The following is a 23,607-nucleotide window of genomic DNA, read 5'->3' on the forward strand; positions in this document are numbered from 1 at the left end:
ATTGATTGATTCTGTATCGCTCTGCTAAATTTTACTTTATTGATTTAATTAATGTCAATCTCTCATTCAATCCATCTATCATTCACTAAATATTTATCCTACCGCCGGTATTTCTCCTACAATTACTTTTTCTTCTTTATTTGTTGCTTTTAAATCTGCTTTATATTCTTCTACATCTTTACTAACCGATAAAATAATACCGAATGCTACGCTTGTAAACAAAATGGAAGTTCCTCCCATACTTACCAATGGCAAAGGCACACCAGTAACAGGGAATAAATTTACTGCAACAGCCATATTTGCTAAAGCTTGTATGGTTAAACTAAAACCTAAACCTGCAGCTAATAAAGCACCAAAAGCTTTAGGAGCTTGCGTTACGATCTTGATAATCCTAAACATGAGTAATAGGTAAAGGGCTACTACAATAATACCACCAACCATACCATACTCTTCTATAATTATGGCGAAAATAAAATCTGAATAAGGGTGTGGTAAGAAATTTCTTTGCGTACTATTACCCGGACCTTTACCTAAAATACCTCCACTAGCAACTGCTATTTTTGCTTGGTCTTGCTGGAAAGTTTTATCAGCATGTTGCATTTCTGGATTAAAATAAGCGTGAATCCTTGATTTATAAGTTTCTCTTCTTGGACCATAAAACACCAATACTGCCAACAAAGCTGCACCACCAACACATACAATAGCAATTTGCTTAAAACTAATTCTCCCTATCAATAATAACAATATACTTACCCCAAACAGCATTAATGCTGTTGATAAATTTGCTAAACCAATTAAAATAAACACTAAACAAACCGAGCCCATAATCGGAATAAAAGCTTTCTTAACATCCTTAATATTTTCCTGCTTTTTGGTAAGTGTTCTGGCTAAGAAAGTAATGAGAGCAAGCTTAGCCAAATCTGATGTTTGAAAAGTTAAACCTGTACCTGGTATTGCTATCCATCTACTTGCATCGTTCATGGTGCTACCAAAAAGTAACGTATAAAGTAATAGTGGAATAGTGATAATCATTAAAATTTTTGATATACCACCGTAATACCGGTAATTAAGTAAATGGGCAAAGTATATCAAAACAAAACCTATGATGATAAATAACAAATGCTTAAACATTAAAGACTCTGAACCTACACCACGCTTGTATGCCAAGGTACCTGTAGCGCTGTAAACTGCTAACACAGAAAGTAACGATAGTAGGATGATAATTAACCAAATCCATCTATCGCCACGGGTATGATTTAGAATATCTTTAATCATGTTTGTTGATATTAAAGTTCTCTAACAGCTGCTTTAAATTGATTACCTCTGTCTTCGTAATTTTTAAATAAATCAAAACTTGCACAAGCAGGAGACAATAAAACAGTGCTTCCTTTTTTAGCTAAGTGATAAGATACTTCTACCGCTTCTCTTGCAGAAAATGTATTCACAATAACTTCTACATCATCTTCAAAAGCATCATGTATAGCTTTATTATCTTTACCTAAGCAAACTATAGCCTTAACTTTTTGCTTTACCAAGTCTTTAATCATGCTATAATCATTTCCTTTATCAACACCACCCATAATTAAAACAACATCAGTATTAACACTTTCTAAGGCGTACCAAGTAGAATTTACATTGGTTGCTTTAGAATCATTAATGAAAGTGATATCGGAAATTTTGGCAACATGCTCCAAACGGTGTTCAATATTTATAAAATCTCCCATGCTTTCTCTGATGGTTGCGTTTCTAAGATCTAATATCTTAGCCGCTATACCAGAAGCCATAGAGTTGTAAACATTGTGACTACCTTGTAGTGCTAAATCTGAAAATGACATAGTTAATTTATCTGAATGGTTTAGATTAAATGTGATGGTTTGCCCTGATGCAAAAGCGCCATTGGCAACTTCTTTCTTGATAGAAAATGGATGTGTTTGAGCTTTAATAGTAAAATCTGAAATCACTGCTTCTGTTTCTGGATCATCAGCACAATAGATAAAATGATCTTCTTGTGTTTGATTTTGAATAATCCTGAATTTAGAATTCACATAATTACGCATCTCATAATTATATCTATCTAAATGGTCTGGTGTGATGTTTAATAGAATAGCAATATCAGCCTTAAACTGATACATATTATCTAGCATGAAACTGCTAATCTCTAGTACGTAATAATCAAAGTTTTCTTGAGCAACCTGCTTTGCAAAACTTTTCCCAATATTACCGGCTAAACCAACATTTAAACCTGCTTTTTTTAAAATATGATAGGTTAAAAGCGTGGTGGTGGTTTTACCATTTGAACCAGTTATACAAATAGTTTTAGCCTGGGTATATCTACCTGCAAACTCTATCTCTGATAAAATTGGAATATCCTTTCCTATTAATTTCTTAATGATTGGAGCCTTATCAGGGATACCCGGACTTTTAACAACCTCGGTAGCATTTAAGATTAAATCTTCAGTATGCTGATTTTCCTCAAAAGGGATATTAAAATCAGTAAGTTCTGCTTTATAATGATCTGCAATAGCACCAAAATCAGATACAAAAACATCAAAACCATGCTTCTGGGCTAGAATAGCAGCACCAACGCCACTTTCTCCAGCACCTAAAACTACGAGCCTCACACCAGCCCTCTCCTTCAGAGAGGAAGCACTATGTTGCTCTGCTTTATTCGTATGATGGCTTTCCTTCTTCATTTAATTTCTAACTCTCTAAAATTTTAACCCTTATTCTTTGTTCCCTAATCCTTATTCTTTGTTCCTTGATCCTTATTCTTTGTTCCTTGATCCTTATTCTTTGTTCCTTGATCCTTATTCTTTATTCCCTAATCTTTATTCTCCCAAAAAGTTATCTCAATTTCAACGTTACTATAGTGATGATGGCTAGTAGTATCCCGATAATCCAAAAGCGGGTAACAATTTTTGCTTCGTGGTAACCTTTTTTCTGAAAGTGGTGGTGTAAGGGCGACATTAAAAAGATTCTTCTGCCCTCGCCATATTTCTTTTTAGTGTATTTAAACCAGGAAACCTGCATAATCACCGATAGATTTTCTATCAAGAAAACACCACAAAGTATTGGGATAAGTAACTCCTTTCGTATCATAATAGCTAAAACCGCTATGATACCTCCAATAGTTAAGCTTCCTGTATCGCCCATAAAAACCTGAGCAGGAAAAGTATTATACCAAAGAAAACCCACACAAGCCCCTACAAAAGCAGCTGCAAAAATCACCAGCTCTCCTGAATTTGGGATATACAGAATCTTTAGATAATCGGCAATAATCATATTACCAGAAACATAGGCCAGCAAAGCCAAAGTAATACCTATAATAGCTGATGTTCCCGTAGCTAAACCATCTATACCATCAGTGATATTTGCACCATTAGAAACTGCGGTTATAATGACGATAACAAATATCAGAAATACAGCAAAAGCATATTTCTCATAGCCATCGCCCATAAATTTTAAGACTTTGGCGTAATCAAATTCATTATTTTTATAGAAAGGAATATTAGTAATGGTAGATTTTACATCATTTGCATAATGTACACCAGTTGATTTTTCTACTCTAATAAGTTTTTGACCATCCTTATTATAAACTTCTTCTGTTTGTACCGAACTTCCTGCCGGCAAAGCACCTGTAACGGTTTGTCTAACTAAAATTCCGGGATGGAAATACATCGTACAGCCTACAATGATGGATAAACCTACTTGTCCAACTATTTTAAACCTTCCCGCTAAACCTTCCTTATTTTTCTTAAATACCTTAATATAGTCATCTAAAAAACCTATTGCTCCCATCCAAATGGTAGTCACAATCATTAAAATGATGTATATATTCTCTAGCTTGGCAAACAATAAAGTTGGGATTAATACCCCAGCAATAATGATTAAGCCTCCCATAGTTGGGGTACCTTGCTTTTGTATTTGGCCATCTAAACCTAAATTTCTTACAGTTTCGCCAACTTGCTTATATCTTAAATACTTAATTAGCCTACTGCCGTAAACAGTGGTAATAATTAAGGATAAGATGATGGCCATACTTGCCCTAAAAGAGATAAACTGAAATACACCCGCCCCAGGGAAATCAAATTGTTTATCTAAAAAGTTAAAAAGGTAGTATAACATTAAGCAAGTAGGTTAAATTGGTCCAACAATATTTTTTTATCATCAAAATCTGTCCTTACGCCCTTTATCTCTTGATATTTCTCATGGCCTTTGCCTGCTAATAAAATAATATCACCAGGCTGAGCTAAATGACAAGCTGTTTTTATTGCCTCTCTTCTATCAATAATGGTAAGCACTTTACGTTGATTTACAGGGGTTACACCAGCTTGCATATCTTTGATGATATCTTCCGGATTTTCTGATCGAGGATTATCTGAAGTAAGAATTACTTTATGACTCCAATCACAAGCTGTTTGTGCCATTACTGGGCGTTTAGTTTTATCCCTATCTCCTCCACAGCCAATAATGGTAATAATTGATTCATTTCCATTTCTGATATTATCTATGGTGGATAGCACATTTCTTAAAGCATCAGGTGTATGTGCATAATCAACAATACCTACTACTTTATTTGGTGCCACGATGTAATCAAACCTACCCTCTGCCCCACTTAGTCTGCTTAAAATGGTTAAGACTTTTATTTTATCTTGCTCTAACAACATAGCTGTTGCGTAAACAGCTAATAAATTATAGGCATTAAAAGAGCCTACCATTTTCATGTAAATCTCTTGGCCATCAATATCCAGATGCAAACCAGAGAATTGATTTTCTATCACTTTAGCTTTAAAATCAGCCAAGGTTTTTAAAGCATAACTTTTTTTATACGCCTTGGTATTTTGAAGCATTACCTCCCCATTTTTATCATCAATATTAGTAAGGGCAAAAGCAGGTTTATTTAACCCATCAAAAAATGCTTTTTTTGCTTTTAGATAATTATCAAAAGTTAGATGAAAATCTAAGTGGTCATGAGTGATATTTGTGAAAACAGCTCCAGCAAAGTTTAATCCTTCTATACGATGCTGTGCCACCGCATGAGAGCTTACTTCCATAAAACAGTAATCACAACCAGCATCAATCATTCTATTGATTAATGATTGTAGTGATACTTGGTCTGGCGTAGTATGGGTTGATGGAATTATAGCATCATTTATCTTATTCTCTACCGTAGATATTAACCCTACTTTATAACCTAAATCTCTAAATAACTGATAAAGCAAAGTACAAACTGTTGTTTTACCATTAGTACCTGTTACGCCAATTAGTTTTAGTTTTGATGATGGATGATCGTAAAAATTAGCTGCCATAGTGCCTAAAGCCTTAGCAGAATTTGATACAACTAAATAGGTGATACCATCTACTATATTTTCTGGTAAGGTTTCTAAAACGATAGCATCAGCACCCTTTTCTATAGCTAAGCTGATATATGCATGTCCGTCTGTTTGAGTTCCTTTAATGGCAACAAAAAGTGTTTGAGACGTTACTTTCCTAGAATCGAAAGCAATTTGAGCTATTTCAACCTCGGTTGAGCCAATTACTTGCTCTAAAGCAACACCATACAATATGTCTTTTAAAACTGCCATTATTGCAACTCGATTAAAATTTTAGTTCCTTTTATGATAGGTGTTCCTACTGCTAAAGACTGCGTAACTACTTCTCCACTTCCTTTAACTATTGGCTTTAAGCCAGAATTTCCTAAAACAAATAATGCATCTCTTAAACCCATACCCACTACATCTGGCACAACGCCACGATTCATTTTCACTTCTTTATAAGTAATACCATTATTAGTATCAATATCATTTTCTGAAGCCGAAGCGAAATAAGGTTTAATACCAAAAGCGCTGTACACCTTCTGTGCAGATTTTTTATGCCCTTCTTTTACTTTTGGTAATCTTGTATTACCAACCAATTTAGGTGCTTTAATATCAGAGTACATCTGGATATCGCCAGCATAAACCATATCAGCAACTTCTCTAAAAACTGGTCCTGCAACATCTGCAGCATAGTAAGAACCTTTGGTTGGGTTTTGAACAACAACAATCATAGAATACTTAGGCTTTTCTGCCGGGAAATACCCACAAAAAGATGCTTGATATTGCCTTTTACCCTTATAACCTTTAGACCCATCTGCCACCTGTGCCGTTCCGGTTTTACCGGCAATCTTATAAAGTGGGTTGTTTAAAGCTTTTCCGGTACCATCAATCACTACGCCTTCTAACATGAGTTTAAGTTTCTCTAAAGTGGCATCAGAACATATTTTATTATTGATAACCCTAGGTTTAAATTGCTCAACAGTAGAACCTAATCTTCTAATTTCTTGCACAAACATTGGGCTTATCATTTTACCGTTATTAGCTACTGCATTATAAAGTGCTAATATTTCTACTGGAGTCATTTTAAGCTCGTAACCATAAGCCATCTGCGGTAAGGTTAAACCACTCCATGATTTACTTTCTGGTGTCTTAATTAATGGCTTACCTTCTCCAGGAATTTGTAAACCCATTTTCTCTCCAAGTTTTAAATCATGAAGCTTACTGGTAAACTCTTCAGGCTCATCTTTATAGTGGTTATAAATTTGCTTTACAATAGCTACGTTAGATGAAACTTCAAAAGCTTGTTTCATAGTAATTACACCATAACCACCTTCATGAGAATCTTTAATCGTATGACGATAAATTTTGTATTTTCCTCCCTCTGTATCTACACGGTCGTTTAAATCAAACTTGCCGTCTTCCATAGCAATCATGTACGAGGCTAATTTGAAAGTTGAACCAGGCTCGGCACTTTGCGCAATGGCATAATTAAACTTCTCTTTATACTCTAGCTCCTCACCGTCTCTGGTATAATTTGCTATAGCTTTAATTTTGCCGGTTTCTACCTCCATCACCACTACACAACCAAAATCTGCTTCGCTTTTTATCAACTGTTTTTTTAGAGCACTTTGTGCAAGATCTTGCATATTGATATCAATGGTAGATATAATATCTGCGCCATCTTTAGGAGCAATTTCAGCATCCTCATTAATTGGCATCCAAACGCCACCTGCAATTCTTTGGACTAGTCTTTTCCCAGTTTCTCCATTGATATAATCGCCATACGCACCTTCTAAACCTACGGCTGCACCTGCATTTGCATTATAGTAGCCTATGGTTCTGGCAGCTAAATCTCTGAAAGGGAAAATTCTTTTGTTTTGCTGTACAGCAATCATCCCGCCTTTATACCTACCCAAATTAAATATTGGAAACTTCTTCAAAGCTTTTAAATCCTGATAGCTTACATTTCTTTTAATCAAAAAATAACGTTCACCTTCTTCTCTGGCATCACGCAAAAGACGAGCATATTTAAAACCTGGTTTATCCTTAAAATGTGCCGCAAGGCGATAAGCCAAAGAATCTACTTTCTCATAAAAAATCTTATCCTCTTTTATGCCGCCAGCCAGTAAATCCATCCTTATTTCATATTCAGGAACCGATGTTGCCAATAAACTACCATCCGCAGAATAAATATTACCCCTAGCCGCCTCAACCTCTACATACTTAGTACTTAAACTATCAGCCATAGCCCTATACTTATCGCCTTGTACCACTTGCACATGAACCATTTTAGCGATTACAGCAAATGCAAACAAGACAATAACCCCGAAAGCTGCATAAACACGCAGAAGAATGTTAGTTCTTATATTCATCAGGACTAATTTTTATTTTTATGGGTGGCTCTAAAGAAACTTTAAGACCCAAAACTGAATCTACCCTACTTGCCACCTCTGTTTGTTTACTTTTAAACATGAGGTCAGCTTTAAGCGTCTTAAAATCCCAACTTAACTCTTTCACTTCTTTACCAACCTTATCTATTTTTCTAATATTATTTTCCGCAGTATGCCTATTTCCGATATAAATCATCCCTAGAAAAGCCAAAAACACAATAAACGGAAGAGCTTCTGTAGCACCTTCTTTAGAAACTACACCTTTTGTAAAAAGAGAGCTTATAAAGCTTGGAGTAACCTCTTTTGGCTCCTCTTTCTGTTTTGAAAGAATTTCTTCCTCTACAGGTTCTACTTTAGTTTCTCTAATTTTATTGATCATTGTTTTATTGCAATTCTTAATCTTGCACTTCTTGCTCTATTATTTAATTTGATTTCCTCATCACTTGCTGTAACCGACTTTTTTGTTAAAACCTTAAAAGGCTTGATTTCATTACCAAAAAAATCCTTTTCAACCTCGCCACTAAACTTACCTTTAGCCATAAAATTCTTTACCAACCTATCTTCTAAAGAATGGTAAGACATTACTACCAGCCTTCCTCCCGGCTTTAAAACTTCTGCTGTTTGCTCTAAAAAATCTTTAAGGGCTTCCATTTCTTGGTTAACCTCGATTCTTAGCGCCTGAAAAACCTGAGCTAGATATTTATTCTCCTTTCCTCTTGGAATTAATTTTTCAATCACACTTTTCAACTGTGCGATAGTTTCGATAGGATGATTCAATCTGGATGTAACAATAGTTTTAGCTAAAGATTTTGCATTTTGTATCTCACCATAAATCCCAAAGATTTTATGCAAATCCTCCTCTTCATAAGTATTTACAACTTCTTTGGCGGTTAAACCGGATGATTGATCCATACGCATATCCAAATCACCATCAAAACGGATGGAGAACCCACGCTCAGGAACATCAAATTGATGAGAAGAAACACCTAAATCAGCCAAAATTCCGTTAACAGGAATTAAATCGTGTGCTCTTAAATTATTTTTTAGAAATCTAAAGTTCTGGTCAACAAAAACAAATCTTTCGTCATCAATGATATTCTGCTTCGCATCTTCATCCTGATCAAAAGCTACCAAAACCCCACCATCACCTAAATGCTTCATAATTTCCCTTGAATGGCCACCACCACCAAAAGTTACATCCACATAAACACCTTCATGCTCAATAGCTAAACCATCAATACATTCTCTCAACATTACCGGAACATGATAAACGTTATCCATCTATCCTCCTTCCTTTACCCATAACCTCTTCGGCAAGGCTTGAGAAATTTTCTGGCTCATCATCCAATTGCGCATCGTAAGCATCTTTAGCCCAAACTTCTATTTTATTAAACTGACAAGACAAAACCACCTCAGCACCTATATCAGCATATTCTAATAAAGATTTTGGAAGCAGAACTCGCCCAGAAGCATCCAAAGAAAGCTCGGTAGCCCCCCTAGTGAAATAGCGAATAAATTTTCTGTTCTTTTCTTCGTACTGATTTAACTGCGCTAACTCAGCAGTTACCTTATCCCACTCGGCCTTTGAATAAATAACCAAATGTTTTTCAAAACCACGATTTATCACCAAGCCCTCCGCATCTGCCGCAGGCAATTGCTTCTTCAAACCAGAAGGCACCATCAGGCGTCCTTTGGCATCAAGCTTACAATCAAATTCTCCAATCAGATGAGACATGCTAAGTGTATATAGTTTTTCTTAATGTAAAAATAAACATAAGTTCCACTTCTTACCACTTTTTACCACAAAAAGTTTTCAACACCTTAGAAAAGGCTTATAAAATGATTTTTCAAGCATTTTACAGTCTTATTTATCTTATAAAGCCTCAGTAAAGCATTAACTTCTTACCTAAAAACATACTGATTATCAGTTATTTAAATAACCATAAAATTATCAGGTGGGAGATTTTTCCAATTTTTATCTAAAAAGTAGGATAAAGTGGGAGAGCTTTACAAATGAAACCTAAATTAAAGCCGAGTTTTGAACGAAATAAATGATATAAGTTAAACGTTATCAGGAAAAATTCCCTGTATGTTATCTCAAATTTTTAAAATAGCATTCATCATTCCAGTTGTTTTATCTTGTAGCTTTTCAAAAAACACACTTCCAGCTAAAGCAAATACAAGCATCACCAAGCCTGCTGATATAGAAAGTTTAGAACAAGAATTACATCAACTGGTGAACAGAGAAAGAAAAAAAGCCGGATTAGCACCTTTAGTTTACGATGAACAAGTTCAATTAGTTGCCAGAGCACATAGCCTAGATATGGCTAAAAGAGATTTCTTCTCTCATATAAATCCTGATAAAGAAAACCCTTTTGACAGGATGAAAAAAGCGGGTATTGTATTTAGGGCGGCAGCAGAAAATATCGCTTATGCATCAACCATTAAAGAAATTCATGAAGGCTTAATGAACTCGCCTAAACACAAAGCCAATATCTTAAACCCTAAATTAGGAAGAATGGGTGTTGGCATTGTAGCCTCCAAATATGGCTTAATGACTACACAATTATTCAAAAATCCATAGCAACACAATTGATTATTAATTGTTGTTTATTACATTTAGCCTATTAGCTTAAATTGAATTTATGAAAGTAATTTTATCTATTGATGGTGGAGGCATTAAAGGCATTATACCGGGAATGATTTTAGTGAGCCTAGAAGAAAGATTAAAAAAAAAGACCCATAACCCTGAAGCATCTATAGTAGAATATTTTGATTTCTTTGCAGGCACCAGTACCGGCGGAATATTAACCGGCTTATTGCTTTGCCCTTCTGAAGCAGACCCAACAAAACCTAAATTTAGCGCCAAAGAAGCTTTAGATCTTTATATCAAACATGGCGCAGAGATTTTCCAAAACAAAGGCTTTAAAAAAATATTAGCACAAATTGGCTGGGTAACCGAAAAATATAATAATATAGCTTGGGAGAAAATTTTAAAAGATTACTTTGGTAATGTTAAGCTAAGTCAGCTGATAAAACCTTGTATCATTACAGCTTATAATATAGAACTTAGAAAAGCACATTTTTTCAGGCAAAAAACAGCTATAGAAAGAGGTGATAGCAGAGATTTTTATTTAAGAGATGTTTGTAGAGCTACATCAGCAGCTCCAACCTTTTTTAGCGTTGCCGAAATTTATTCATTAGCAGGCGTAAGATATCCATTATTGGATGGTGGTGTTTTTGCAACCAACCCAACCATGAGTGCCTTTGTTGAAATACAAAAAACACCTGAGAAAGAGATTCCAAAAAACATCCATATTTTATCTTTAGGAACTGGGGTTTCTAAAAAATCTTATGATAGCGATGAGCTAAGTCAGACAAAAGCTCTATTTGTAGTGCCAGCATTATTAGATATGATGATGAGCGGTGCTAGCGAAACCAGCCATTTTTATATGATGCAGATTTTTTCTTTTTTAGGTATCTCCAATCAATACATCAGGCTAGAGCCTAAAGACTTGCAAAGTGTTGATGAAAGAATGGATGCCGCCACACCTAAAAACATTAAAAAGCTAATGGCTTTGGGCGACAGATTAATTAGCGAGCGAAATTTATTGTTAGACCGTATTGCAGATACTTTAATAAAACTTAAAGAAGAAGCTAATTAAAGCCATTTCATATAAATTTCGTCTTTAAAATAGATATTTTTTTATTAGATGTCTAGTCGAATTTCAACCCTATCTATGAGTTTTGTCTAGCAGTATTTTTATGATTTTTTGCTAAAAAATTATCGAATAACATATTATTTTTATAGCTTTAGCATTGTAAATGTTTTTAACAATTTACCATCACCAACTTCTTCAACCAAATCTAGGTTTATATACAGCAAGGTTATAGCAACCTTACAGCAACTTTATAGCAACCTTATAGCAAGTTTTAAATATAAGTAGACTATAGCTTAAGTATAAGATAATTATACTTCTTTATAAAATCAAGGTGCTTTTAATAAACCAGACAGTATTTAAAACTCGGTTATAACAAACTAAAAGTTATTTATTAAAACTTTCAAACTTATCCCAAAAACCATCTTTGGGTAAAGGAGCAAAAATATCTACGGGTTCATTTTTTACCGGATGTATAAATTGCAACCTTCTGGCATGTAAACAAATGCTCTTTTTACGACTGCCACGTGGGTAGCCATATTTGTTATCGCCTACAATGGGGCTACCTAGCGTAGCTAATTGCACCCTTATTTGATGAGGCCTGCCAGTAATAGGATCCACTTCAATTAAATAGTAACCATCCAGAAAACCTAATACCTTAAAGTTCAATTCGGCTCTTTGGCTACCTTTAACTTCGTGGTCATAAGCTGTAGTAATATTTTTTTTAGGATTTTTTACTAGCCAATGAACCAAAGTACCTTCCATTTTACTAGGTTTTTGCCTAACCACAGCCCAATAAGTTTTATGCATTTGCCGCTCCTTAAACATTTTATTGATACGATCTAATGCTTTAGAAGTCTTTGCGAACAGTATGACTCCACTTACCGGCCTATCTAAACGATGCACAACGCCTAAAAAAGCCCCATTAGGTTTCTGATATTTTTCGGCAATATATTTCTTTACCATATCATCTAAAGACAAATCTCCGGTATCATCAACCTGAACAATCCATCCAGCTTTTTTATAAATAGCAATAAGATGATTATCCTCGTAAAGAACATCCTTATCTGTAACTGTATAATTTAAATCCGGGTATTCAGACATTTTGTTTTAGATATGTTTTAGATATGAGTATTGAGATATGCGTATAGAGACCAGGCTAATTTCATAAATATAAGACGTGAGATTTAATATATGCGTATGGAGACCTTGGCAATTCCATTTAATATCTCTAACTTGTATGTCTTTCTTTCCAACTAACCAACTAACCAACTAACCAACTAACCAACTAACCAACTAACCAACTAACCAACTAACCAACTAACCAACTAACCAACTAACCAACCAACCAACCATTAATACTGTTCTTTATCGTTAGGGAAATCTCCACTTTTAACATCAGACACGTAGGACTTTACAGCGCCATTAATCTCTGTAAATAAATCCAAATATTGTCTTAAAAATCTAGGGGTAAAACCTTTGGTTAAACCAATCATATCATTAATAACAAGAACCTGTCCATCGCAGCTACCACCTGCACCAATACCAATAGTAGGAATCAACACACTTTCTGTTACCTCTTTAGCTAATGCAGCAGGTATTTTTTCTAAAACCACAGAAAAACAACCAGCATTTTGTAAGGCCAGGATATCTTCTTTAAGTTTTTGTGCTTCGGCTTCTTCTTTTGCTCTTACAGTATAAGTACCAAATTTGTAAATAGATTGAGGCGTTAAACCTAAATGCCCCATTACAGGTATGCCGGCAGCTATAATTCTCTGGATTGATTCTACAATTTCTGTCCCGCCTTCTAATTTTACAGCATGCGCACCAGATTCTTTCATAATCCGGATAGCTGAGTTTAAAGCTTCTTTTGAGTTACCTTGGTAAGAACCAAAAGGTAAATCAACTACTACTAAAGCTCTTTTAGTTGCTCTTATAACCGATGCAGCATGATAAATCATTTGGTCTAAAGTAATAGGCAAAGTAGTTTCATGTCCGGCCATCACCATAGAAGCAGAGTCTCCAACTAAAATAACGTCTACCCCACCCTCATCCACAACTCTTGCCATAGAGAAATCATAAGAAGTAAGCATCGCTATCTTCTCACCTCTATTTTTCATTTCTTGTAAAATATGAGTTGTTATCCTTTTAATTTCTTTATGTACAGACATTTTTTAAAATTATATAATGTTAATTTCACGAAGCTAACGGGCATCAAAGTTAGAAAAAGGAAAATGGAATGTTTAATATTTAGTTATGAATATTTGATTAACTGATTTTTGATAATAATTATTTAAGCAATTGCTTTGTCTATTATGCTATTTTTATTACTTTTGCACCCCGAGATGAAAAATAAGCAAGCTCTTATTTATTACACTAACATCAAGGAATTTATTCCATCCCATAGCTTTTTTCAATTAAATTTTCATTTAGAGTTTATCAATCACAAATGAACGCATACTACACAAAATTACCCGCTGTACTTCTTCTAGCTGATGGAACCATTTTTCATGGTAAAGCTGCCGGAAAAATTGGTACTACAACAGGCGAAATCTGTTTCAATACTGGGATGACTGGTTACCAAGAGATTTTTACAGACCCTTCTTATTTTGGACAAATTATGGTAACCACCAATGCACATATTGGTAATTATGGTATACATGCCGATGAGATTGAATCTGGAAGCATTAAAATTGCTGGTTTGGTGTGCAAAAACTTCAACATCAATTACAGCAGAAAAGAAGCAGAAAAATCTATTCAAGATTATTTTCAAGATGAACATATTGTAGGTATTTCTGATATTGATACCCGTGAATTGGTAAGACATATTAGAGATAAAGGTGCTATGAATGCCATTATCTCTTCAGAAATATTAGATATTGATGAGCTTAAAGCTAAACTTGCCGAAGTTCCTTCTATGGATGGTTTAGAGCTTTCATCGCAAGTAAGTACAAAAGAGCCTTATTTTATTGGTGATGAAAATGCCCCAGTAAAAGTTGCTGTTTTAGATTTAGGCGTTAAGAAAAATATCTTAAGAAATTTTGCTGAAAGAGGTGTTTATGCTAAGGTTTTCCCAGCTAAAACTTCTTACGATGAAATGAAAAAATGGAACCCTGATGGTTACTTCATTAGTAATGGCCCCGGAGACCCTGCTGCAATGCCTTATGCCATAGAAACGGTTAAAGAAATTCTTAAAGAAGACAAGCCTTTGTTTGGTATTTGCCTTGGTCACCAATTATTAGCACAAGCTAATGGTATTGGCACCATGAAAATGTTTAACGGCCACCGTGGTTTAAACCATCCTGTAAAGAACATCATTAAAGACCATTGCGAGGTTACTTCACAAAACCACGGTTTTGGTGTAATTGCAGAAGAAGTTAGAAAATCTGATAAAGTGGAAATTACTCACTTAAACTTAAACGACCAATCTATTGAAGGTATAAGAGTTAAAGGTAAAAAAGCGTTTTCTGTACAATACCATCCAGAGTCTTCACCAGGTCCGCATGATTCAAGATATTTATTTGATGATTTTGTGGAAATGATGAAAGGATAAAAAAGAAGCCTCACCCTAAATCCCTCTCTTCCAAAGGAATCCCTATGGGACAAAAGAGAGGGATTTTTTATTTTAATAGTATTACGAGTTATTAAGCTCCATAAATTTCATTACGGCTCTTATCTCACCATAAGAAATTTCTTCGCCTAAAGCTGCTTTAGTATCATTTAAAGAAGAAGGCTTATTTCTCCAGATATAGTCTTGAATTTGGCTCACCTTGCTCTTATTTACAATGCTATAAATATCTAAATCTCCAGTACCAACATAATGTGCCAAATGAGTTTCTATAGTGGTTGGCGCTAAATTTCTCTCCAAAGCAATTTCTTGAATAGTTTTTCCTGCTTTAAAGAAATCATAGCTTAACTTTTTGGTATCTATTTTCTCTGCGGTTGTTTTTACAAACAATTGAAAAGGTGTTTGTGAGATTTCCCTTTTATCACAAAAATCATTAATCATCGTCAACAACTCGTTTCCAAATTGTTTCACTTTGGTTTTACCCATTCCTTTGATACTTTCTAATTCTTGAAAGTTTGAAGGCAATTTATTCACCAACTCTACTAGAACTTTTTGCGGTAAAATATGATAAACAGGAACATTATTTTCTGAAGCTAGTTGGTCTCGCCAAGTTTTAATGGTTTTGTACAATTCCGGATGCTGAACACCACTAACCGTAGCAGAAGCTTTTTCTACAGGAGCTGCTTTTTTAAGATTCAGAAAATCTATCTCTGCATTGGCTTTAGTTTTTAAATAGCTTAGGGTTTGAAAACCATTGCAACAAAGTTTAAGTGCCGATTGCTTAATGAAAACTTCTTTTTCTACCTGCTCTAAAGCCTCTAAAAATTGCTTCTTAATGGTTTTATTATCCGCATCAAAACTTACTTTATCTAAGTTTTGGTGAAGTATTGTTAACTTATCAACAAAATATGTACATGCCTTTTTAACGCGTTCTTGCAACTCTTCATTTTCTTCTGGTAGCTTACCTTGCTGCAAGTATTGTGCTATTTGCCTGTTAAATTTCTCGGCTACTGCATAAATATCAATTTCTGCTACCTCTCTAACTGCATTAATATTCTCTAAAAATCCTAAACTTATAATTTGATGATATTCTTCTGCTAATTTTTTACATAGATAAAGTGCTGATTTTAATCGTTTAAAATCGAAAAGTTCTAGTAATAAATTTCTCTGAAAAACAACTTTGGCTTCTACTAGATGCTGCTCTCCCGGACTGTTTTGCTCGGCATTTTTGGTATAAGTAGCAACCGTACCATCCGTTTTAATACTTTGATAAGAAATAGGTGTACGTAAGACCATCCCTTCAAAGCTTTTACATCGGCTTAAAGCCACATAAACTTGCCCGTGGGCAAAGGCAGCATTGGCATCAATAATGGCTTTTTCAAAAGTTAAACCTTGACTTTTATGTATAGTAATTGCCCATGCCAATTTAATTGGATACTGAACAAAACTACCTATCACCTTTTCTTCAATATCTTTCGTTTCCGGATTTAACTCGTATTTGGTATTCTCCCACTCTACCCTACCCACTACAATTTCTTGTAAATCCGAAGGGCATTTAACATGGATATAGTCATCTTTTATTTTGATGATTTTACCAATTTTACCATTAAAATAGAGCTTATCTCTGGAAGCGTCGTTTTTAACAAACATCACTTGTGCACCTTCTTTCAGCTCCAACTCTAATGCGTTGGGATAAGAAAACTCAGGAAACTCGCCTTTCACATCAGCTTTATAATAATGGCTTTTTGCTTTTAAACTTTTTAGCTTTTCATCGTTAATGATATTGGCAGATTGGTTATGAGATGTTAACGTAATATAACCCTCTTCTTCATCGGGATTGAAATTAGGGATATAACGTTGGTTAAGCTGCGCTAAAATTGGCTCATCAATACGGTTTTCTCTAACAGCATTTAAAATATCTATAAAAAAAGTATCAGACTGACGATAAATATGTTTAAGCTCTATACTTATTGGCGATGTTTGTTGTAAAGCCCTGCTATTAAAAAAGTATAAATTGCTGTAATATGGTTTCAGCAGCTCCCAATCTTGATCCTTAACAACCGGCGAAAGCTGATGCAAATCGCCTATCATTAAAAGTTGTACGCCACCAAAAGGCTTTGCTCTATCCCTATATCTTCTTAAAACTTCATCAATATTATCTAAAGTATCGGCCCTTACCATACTTATTTCATCAATAACCAATAAATCAAGACTTTTGATAAGACTGATTTTTTGCTTATTCATTTTGTGTTGAAAGGATTTTTGATCAGCATTTGGCACATAAGGCCCAAATGCTAATTGAAAAAACGAGTGGATAGTACTACCACCTGCATTGATAGCCGCTACACCCGTAGGTGCTACAATAACCATTCTTTTTGGGCAGTTTTCTTTTAACCGATGTAGAAATGTAGTTTTACCAGTACCAGCTTTACCCGTTAGAAAGATATTCTTATCTGTAAATTGTACAAATTCTGAAGCTAGTTGCAGTTGAATGTTTTGCGCCATAAAATTCATAGGATAAGCTTTAGGTAGACACTTAACCCTTGTTACTTATAAAATTATAAATAAATCTTAAATGATAAAAATTTTAGCAAAATTTAATAAAAAAAGCCTTTCAGAAAAATCATGAAAGGCTTCTCATATAAAATATAAGATTAAACTACATAAGTTGTAGATGAGGTGGTACCACCACGACCTGTCCAATTGGTGTGGAAGAACTCTCCTCTTGGTTTATCAATACGCTCGTAAGTATGTGCGCCAAAATAATCACGTTGCGCTTGTAATAAGTTGGCAGGTAAACGCTCGCAACGGTAACCATCATAATAATTTAAGCCAGCACTTAAGCAAGGCGCAGGAATACCATTGATAGTTGCTAAAGCCACCGCTTGTCTTAAACCATTTTGGCATGCTTGAATTTTCTCAGCAAAATAAGGATCTAATAAAAGGTTAGCCAAGTCTGGGTTATGATCAAATGCTTCTTTGATGTTTCCTAAGAAACGAGAACGGATAATACATCCACCTCTCCACATTAAAGCAATATTACCGTAGCTTAACTCCCAACCGTATTCTTTAGCAGCAGCTCTCATCATTTGGTAACCTTGCGCATAAGAAATTACTTTAGCAGCATATAATGCATCTCTTAAGTAATTGATATATTCTTGTCTATCGCCATTAAATGATGGTTTTGGACCAGCAGTTAAAACTTTAGATGCAGCAACACGCTCATCTTTTAACGCCGATAAACATCTTGAGAATACAGACTCGGTAATTAAAGTTAAAGGAATACCTAGTTCTAAAGCAACTGTACCTGTCCATTTACCTGTACCTTTTTGCCCAGCAGTATCTAATATTTTTTCAACTATTGGGGTACCATCCGCTTCTTTGTAGGCTAAAATATCTCGGGTGATTTCTACCAAGTAGCTATCTAGTTCGCCTTCGTTCCATTCTTTAAATACTTCATGCATTTCATCTGTCGACATTCCTAAAACGTCTTTCATGATATGATAAACTTCGTTTATCAATTGCATATCACCATACTCGATACCGTTATGTACCATTTTAACGAAGTGCCCAGCACCACCGTCGCCTACCCAATCGCAACAAGGAGAACCATCATCTACTTTGGCAGCTATACCTTGGAAAATAGGTTTTACAGCTGGCCAAGCAGCTTTAGAACCACCCGGCATAATTGAAGGACCTAATAAAGCACCTTCCTCGCCACCAGAAACACCACTTCCAATAAAATATAGACCTTTACTCTCTACGTATTTTACACGACGCTCTGTATCAGGGAAGTGAGAGTTTCCACCATCAATAATAATATCACCAGGAGATAAATGAGGAATTAACAGCTCGATGAAATCATCAACAGGCTTACCTGCTTTTACCATTAACATAACTTTACGTGGAGCTTTTAAAGAGCCGATTAAATCTTCAATAGATTTTGCTCCATAGATGTTTTTACCTTTAGCTCTACCATTGATAAAGTTTTCTACTTTATCTACAGTACGGTTGTACGCAGTTACATGAAATCCTTTACTTTCCATGTTCAAGATTAGGTTTTCGCCCATTACAGCAATACCTATAATCCCGATATCTGAAATTGCTTTACTCATGATGTATATTTAAATATATTGGTTTTTTGTTTGAAATGTTAGTGCTGCAAGATTAGCAATTTTTTAGGAATTAGAGGGTATAAACCTATGTTAAATTGAAATTTAACATAAAAAAGCAGTATGATTTATAGCTTAAAAACTATAATTTTTGATTTTTATAGATAAATGATAAATCTATGTACCCTCTATAAGATTAATCTTAGCACAAGCGCTGCCCCATAAACTGGATTGTAGCGTATACCGGCCCTTGTGCTTAAGGCCTTAAGCAGTATGAGCGGAAAGCCAGACTACCCCTTCATAGTAGCAACTGCTTTGCTTTCCAAAAAATAAAATCAACATTTTCTTAGCACATACATAACATTTTATACTTAAAGCATATCCCTAAAAAGTTTATATTTGCCCAGTTAAAATAAAAACTATACTTTAGTGTACTTTTAACACTAAGAGTAAAATCGAATAATCCAACAAATTAAATACTATGAGCTTAATTCTTGATGTACATGCAAGACAAATCCTCGACTCGAGAGGTAACCCTACCATTGAGGTAGATGTAATCACCGAAAACGGTGCTATTGGAAGAGCAGCTGTTCCTTCTGGTGCTTCAACCGGACAATACGAAGCTGTAGAATTACGTGATAAAGATAAATCTGTATATTTAGGTAAAGGCGTTTTAAAGGCTGTTGCCAATGTAAATGATGTGATTGCTAAAGAATTAAGAGGTGTTGATGTTTTTGAACAAAACACCATTGATAGCATCATGTTAAAATTAGATGGTACTGAAAACAAAGGTAACTTAGGTGCAAACGCTATTTTAGGTGTTTCTTTAGCTGTTGCTAAAGCAGCAGCACAAGAAAGCAGACAACCTTTATACCGTTATATTGGTGGTGTTAATGCTAACACTTTACCTATCCCAATGATGAACATCGTTAACGGTGGTTCTCACTCTGATGCTCCTATCGCTTTCCAAGAGTTTATGATTATGCCAGTTGGCGCTTCTTCTTTCTCTGAGGCTTTACGTTGGGGTACTGAAGTTTTTCATAACTTAAAAGCTATCTTACATGATAGAGGTTTATCTACTGCCGTAGGTGATGAAGGTGGTTTTGCCCCTACTTTTGAAGGTACTGAAGATGGTGTTGAAACCATTTTAAAAGCGATTGAGAAAGCTGGCTACAAACCAGGTGTTGATATTTGCTTAGCTTTTGACTGTGCTGCATCTGAGTTTTACAAAGACGGAATTTATGACTATTCTAAATTTGAAGGACCAAACGGAGCAAAACGTACCAGTGCGGAGCAAGTAGCTTATTTAGCTTCTTTAACAGAGAAATATCCTATTATCTCTATTGAGGATGGTATGGACGAAAACGATTGGGATGGTTGGAAATTATTAACCGAAAAAATTGGCGATAAAGTTCAATTAGTTGGTGATGATTTATTTGTAACCAATGTTACTCGTTTAAAACAAGGTATTGATAACCAAACCGGAAACTCTATTTTGGTAAAAGTAAACCAAATTGGTTCTTTAACAGAAACTATTAATGCGGTAAGTATGGCACAAACCAACAGCTATACATCTGTAATGTCTCACCGTTCTGGAGAAACTGAAGATACTACCATTGCTGATTTAGCGGTTGCTTTAAACTGCGGTCAGATTAAAACTGGTTCTGCTTCTCGTTCTGATAGGATTGCAAAATACAATCAATTATTACGTATCGAAGAAGAATTGGGTAGCAATGCAAAATTCATTGGTAAAGACTTTAAATTCTTTAAAAACAGAAAATAGTTTTTTTAGGATAAAAGAACAAGGATGAAGGAGTAAAGACTCTGGATGTCTAAAAAAACCGCTTCTATTTTGGGAGCGGTTTTTTTAGCATTGAATTTGAAGCAAGGAATAAAGACGAAAGAGTTAAGACTCTAGGTGGCTATAAAAAAATAAAAGCAGATCTTTCTTAAATTAAACAGGTATCTCCTGCGCTTCCCTCTCCCTCGGAGAGGGACTGAGGGTGAGGCTCTCTATCACTTAACCGTCAAGAAAGGCTTGTAATAAACCGTATTTGCTTAATCATCGTTAAATTTGAGTATGAAGATGAGATTAAGTGTTTTAGACCAAACCCCCATAAGAAAAGGGAGTAGTGCAGAGGAATCTTTACAAGAAAGTATTGCGCTTGCCAAATTAGCAGACAAATTAGGTTATACCCGATATTGGCTTAGCGAACATCATAATTCTGCAACTTTAGCAACCGGATCGCCAGAGATTATGATTGCCCGCTTAGGTGCCGAAACTAAAAATATACGTTTAGGCTCCGGAGGCATGATGATGCCCAACCATAGCACTTTAAGAGTAGCAGAAAATTTTAGGGTGTTAGAAGCCCTTTACCCAAATAGGATAGATTTAGGCATGGGAAGAGCACCAGGTGGCGATCGTATAACGGCACACTTACTAAACCCATCTAATAATTTCGACCCGCAAAATTATATTCAGCAGCTTAGAGATTTAAGAGCTTTTTTAAATGATGAACCTATCGAGGGCGTTAGCGAAATTAAAATAAACGCTATCCCGATGATTAGTACCTCGCCAGATTTATGGCTTTTAACTTCTAGTGGAGAAAGTGCTTTGTTGGCGGCTTATTTTGGTATGGCTTTATCATTTGCTCAGTTTATTAATCCGCAAGGTGGGCCACAAGCTATAAAAGCCTATAAAGAAAAATTTGTCCCTTCTGATGAATTAAAAACACCACAAACCAGTGTTGGCATTTTTGGCTTCTGTTCTGAAGATGAAGAAAAAGTAAAACAAGTACAAGCCTTAATGGATTACCGCTTATTAAGCTTTGAAAAAGGTAAGTTTAACGAGCGTTTCTCTTACGAAGACATCAAAAATGAAGATTACGACGCACTAGAGTGGAATAGAATTTTATATAACCGCCAAAGAATGGCTATTGGTACACCAGAAGAAATGAAAGTTAAGCTAGAAAATATCTGCCGTGATTTTGATACAGATGAAATTATGATTTCTACCTTTACAGATACAGCAGAAGATAGGTTTAAATCTTACGAGCTTTTGGCTGGTTTAATTAATTAACTTACAAAAAGATGGATAAATTCATGGAAGCAGCTTTTGAAGAAGCTAAAAAAGGATACGAAGAAGGCGGAATACCTATTGGATCCGTTCTGGTACACGATGGAAAAATTATTGGACGAGGCCATAACAAAAGAGTACAAAAAGGCAGTGTTATCTTACATGGTGAGATGGATGCCTTAGAAAATGCTGGCAGATTACCAGCTAAAATTTATCAAGAATGTACTTTGTACACCACATTATCTCCATGCCCGATGTGTTCTGGCACCATACTTTTATATGGTATCCCTAGGGTAGTTATTGCAGAAAATAAAACCTTTATGGGAGAAGAAGAACTCCTAAGCAGCCGTGGCGTTAAAGTATTGGTTACCCATCATGAAGGTTGCTATCAACTTATGCAACAATTCATCAAAGAAAAACCAAACCTTTGGAATGAAGATATTGGAGTTTAACAAAATAGTATCTACTTACTTTTTTCTAATTTATCTATTGCTTTTAAAAGATTATCAATTTGATTACCCATTATTTTAATCATGTTAAGTTGAATATCTAGTTCAGCTCTTAACTCTGTAATATCTGTAACAAGAGTTGGTTTTTCTTTAGTTTTTTTATCAACACCCTTACCGGTGCTTAACCACTCGGCATTCAAACCAAATTTAGTTACTGCTGCATTTAAAATTTTATAGCTTATTGTTCTTTTGCCGTTCTCAAGGTAGCTTAAACTTGCAGGAGTGGTTCCTAGTTTCTCGGCTGCTTCTGCCTGATTTTTATCGATATGCTTAATTCTAAAAGCTTTCCATCTTTCTACTACTTGGCTATCTATGGTTTTTGGCATAGTCTTAGTTTTTAGTGTTATTTATATTCGTTCTCTAAATCTTTTATTTTTTGGAGTATTCGCTGTCTTTCATTTTCAAGTTCATGGGCATCACCTGCGGCAATAACTTTATAGGATTTGTTCAAAACAAAATACCAAGTGCTTAGTACCAAAGCGTTATATCTGTTCTTAGCTCTAAAGGATAATTCAACTCTATAGCCATTAAAAACACTTTTGTAGATTTCTTTCTCTTTTCTATTTTTTGCTTTTAAACTACCGATTAATGAATCTAGTTCCATTCCTAAGTTTCTGTACTTCAAATACTCGTCATCTTTGATATACTGCTTATAATCGTTATTATATTTTTTTCTCAAAGAGCTTGCTATAGATGAAGCTTTAAATTTTGCATCATCATAAATTTTTAAAGTGTCCTGTATTGTACTGGCTACCTTACTTTCTTCATACGTGGAATAAGTCTTTTCTACTTTGCCCCATTTGGCAATTTGCAGACTAGCTGGATTATCAAGGTTCTTTGAAAGGTATGCTTTACAAGCTGCTTTCACTTTGTCAATTTCAGCTTGTGTCTGGCTAAAAACTGATAAATTTGAACATAGCAATAGGGTGATAATTATTCTTTTCATAGTTTATGTGGTTTTATTAATTCATCCCT

General features: G+C 35.0%; 20 protein-coding genes. 6 read left to right on the forward strand and 14 right to left on the reverse strand.

The genetic code is table 11. The features are described 5' to 3' along the window. Positions 1 to 93: 93 nt before the first annotated feature. The 8 genes from H510_RS0107765 to mraZ form a co-directional block, all read right to left on the reverse strand. Positions 94 to 1,275 (reverse strand): FtsW/RodA/SpoVE family cell cycle protein, encoded by a 1,182-nt coding sequence (locus H510_RS0107765; RefSeq protein WP_026903805.1) that lies wholly within the window; start codon positions 1,273 to 1,275, stop codon positions 94 to 96. Between the two features lie 11 nt (positions 1,276 to 1,286). Next, complete coding sequence (gene murD, locus H510_RS0107770; RefSeq protein ID WP_081659230.1) at positions 1,287 to 2,693, reverse strand: UDP-N-acetylmuramoyl-L-alanine--D-glutamate ligase; 1,407 nt, start codon at positions 2,691 to 2,693, stop codon at positions 1,287 to 1,289. Positions 2,694 to 2,844: 151 nt separating this feature from the next. Further along, a complete protein-coding gene (gene mraY / locus H510_RS0107775; protein ID WP_026903807.1) occupies positions 2,845 to 4,125 on the reverse strand; it encodes a phospho-N-acetylmuramoyl-pentapeptide-transferase in 1,281 nt (426 codons plus the stop codon). After that, the gene (locus H510_RS0107780) at positions 4,125 to 5,585 is read right to left on the reverse strand and encodes a UDP-N-acetylmuramoyl-L-alanyl-D-glutamate--2,6-diaminopimelate ligase (protein WP_026903808.1); all 1,461 of its coding nucleotides are present in this window, start codon (positions 5,583 to 5,585) and stop codon (positions 4,125 to 4,127) included. Before H510_RS0107780 ends, mraY begins: the two co-directional genes overlap by 1 nt. Beyond that, positions 5,585 to 7,690, reverse strand: coding sequence for a penicillin-binding protein (locus tag H510_RS0107785; protein WP_026903809.1), 2,106 nt, complete (start codon positions 7,688 to 7,690; stop codon positions 5,585 to 5,587). The genes H510_RS0107780 and H510_RS0107785 overlap by 1 nt, the downstream gene beginning before the upstream one ends. Further along, complete coding sequence (locus H510_RS0107790) at positions 7,674 to 8,087, reverse strand: FtsL-like putative cell division protein (RefSeq protein WP_026903810.1); 414 nt, start codon at positions 8,085 to 8,087, stop codon at positions 7,674 to 7,676. The genes H510_RS0107785 and H510_RS0107790 overlap by 17 nt, the downstream gene beginning before the upstream one ends. After that, positions 8,084 to 8,989 carry a 16S rRNA (cytosine(1402)-N(4))-methyltransferase RsmH gene (gene rsmH / locus H510_RS0107795; RefSeq protein WP_026903811.1) on the reverse strand — a complete coding sequence of 302 codons (906 nt, stop codon included), beginning with the start codon at positions 8,987 to 8,989 and terminating at the stop codon, positions 8,084 to 8,086. The genes H510_RS0107790 and rsmH overlap by 4 nt, the downstream gene beginning before the upstream one ends. Next, on the reverse strand, positions 8,982 to 9,443 hold the full coding sequence (gene mraZ, locus H510_RS0107800) for a division/cell wall cluster transcriptional repressor MraZ (RefSeq protein WP_026903812.1): 462 nt from the start codon (positions 9,441 to 9,443) through the stop codon (positions 8,982 to 8,984). The genes rsmH and mraZ overlap by 8 nt, the downstream gene beginning before the upstream one ends. A gap of 354 nt (positions 9,444 to 9,797) precedes the next feature. On the opposite strand from mraZ, the gene H510_RS0107805 reads away from it, so the two are divergent. Continuing rightward, positions 9,798 to 10,292, forward strand: a complete 495-nt coding sequence (locus H510_RS0107805) for a CAP domain-containing protein (protein ID WP_051291114.1) — start codon at positions 9,798 to 9,800, stop codon at positions 10,290 to 10,292. A 61-nt stretch (positions 10,293 to 10,353) separates the two neighbouring features. Beyond that, entirely contained in the window at positions 10,354 to 11,373 is a 1,020-nt protein-coding gene (locus H510_RS0107810) for a patatin-like phospholipase family protein (protein ID WP_026903814.1), read from the forward strand. A gap of 381 nt (positions 11,374 to 11,754) precedes the next feature. Here the strand turns inward: H510_RS0107810 and H510_RS0107815 are convergent, their stop codons facing one another. Both H510_RS0107815 and panB read right to left on the reverse strand, forming a co-directional pair. Then, positions 11,755 to 12,471: an RluA family pseudouridine synthase gene (locus H510_RS0107815; protein WP_026903815.1), complete on the reverse strand. Its 717-nt coding sequence runs from the start codon at positions 12,469 to 12,471 to the stop codon at positions 11,755 to 11,757. 251 nt (positions 12,472 to 12,722) lie between these two features. Further along, positions 12,723 to 13,538: a 3-methyl-2-oxobutanoate hydroxymethyltransferase gene (gene panB / locus H510_RS0107820; RefSeq protein WP_026903816.1), complete on the reverse strand. Its 816-nt coding sequence runs from the start codon at positions 13,536 to 13,538 to the stop codon at positions 12,723 to 12,725. Between the two features lie 278 nt (positions 13,539 to 13,816). Here panB and carA point away from each other — a divergent pair, with 278 nt between their 5' ends. Beyond that, a complete protein-coding gene (gene carA / locus H510_RS0107825) occupies positions 13,817 to 14,920 on the forward strand; it encodes a glutamine-hydrolyzing carbamoyl-phosphate synthase small subunit (RefSeq protein ID WP_026903817.1) in 1,104 nt (367 codons plus the stop codon). Positions 14,921 to 15,001: 81 nt separating this feature from the next. On the opposite strand, the gene H510_RS0107830 is transcribed toward carA, so the two are convergent. Together H510_RS0107830 and gnd are read right to left on the reverse strand one after the other, a co-directional pair. Further along, a complete protein-coding gene (locus H510_RS0107830; RefSeq protein ID WP_026903818.1) occupies positions 15,002 to 17,440 on the reverse strand; it encodes a helix-turn-helix domain-containing protein in 2,439 nt (812 codons plus the stop codon). 149 nt (positions 17,441 to 17,589) lie between these two features. Continuing rightward, positions 17,590 to 19,050 (reverse strand): decarboxylating NADP(+)-dependent phosphogluconate dehydrogenase, encoded by a 1,461-nt coding sequence (gene gnd / locus H510_RS0107835; protein ID WP_026903819.1) that lies wholly within the window; start codon positions 19,048 to 19,050, stop codon positions 17,590 to 17,592. 478 nt (positions 19,051 to 19,528) lie between these two features. On the opposite strand from gnd, the gene eno reads away from it, so the two are divergent. The 3 genes from eno to H510_RS0107850 all read left to right on the forward strand — a co-directional run bounded on the left by eno (position 19,529) and on the right by H510_RS0107850 (position 22,575). Then, positions 19,529 to 20,830, forward strand: a complete 1,302-nt coding sequence (gene eno / locus H510_RS0107840) for a phosphopyruvate hydratase (RefSeq protein WP_026903820.1) — start codon at positions 19,529 to 19,531, stop codon at positions 20,828 to 20,830. A 297-nt stretch (positions 20,831 to 21,127) separates the two neighbouring features. Beyond that, positions 21,128 to 22,126, forward strand: a complete 999-nt coding sequence (locus tag H510_RS0107845; RefSeq protein ID WP_026903821.1) for an LLM class flavin-dependent oxidoreductase — start codon at positions 21,128 to 21,130, stop codon at positions 22,124 to 22,126. 11 nt (positions 22,127 to 22,137) lie between these two features. Beyond that, positions 22,138 to 22,575, forward strand: coding sequence for a nucleoside deaminase (locus H510_RS0107850; protein ID WP_026903822.1), 438 nt, complete (start codon positions 22,138 to 22,140; stop codon positions 22,573 to 22,575). 11 nt (positions 22,576 to 22,586) lie between these two features. Here the strand turns inward: H510_RS0107850 and H510_RS18480 are convergent, their stop codons facing one another. Continuing rightward, positions 22,587 to 22,958, reverse strand: coding sequence for a helix-turn-helix domain-containing protein (locus H510_RS18480; protein WP_036692282.1), 372 nt, complete (start codon positions 22,956 to 22,958; stop codon positions 22,587 to 22,589). A 17-nt stretch (positions 22,959 to 22,975) separates the two neighbouring features. Next, positions 22,976 to 23,578, reverse strand: coding sequence for a hypothetical protein (locus tag H510_RS0107860; protein WP_026903823.1), 603 nt, complete (start codon positions 23,576 to 23,578; stop codon positions 22,976 to 22,978). Positions 23,579 to 23,607 lie beyond the last annotated feature (29 nt).

It is taken from the genome of Pedobacter glucosidilyticus DSM 23534 (assembly GCF_000425145.1).
In the GTDB taxonomy this organism is placed as follows: Bacteria; Bacteroidota; Bacteroidia; order Sphingobacteriales; family Sphingobacteriaceae; genus Pseudopedobacter; species Pseudopedobacter glucosidilyticus.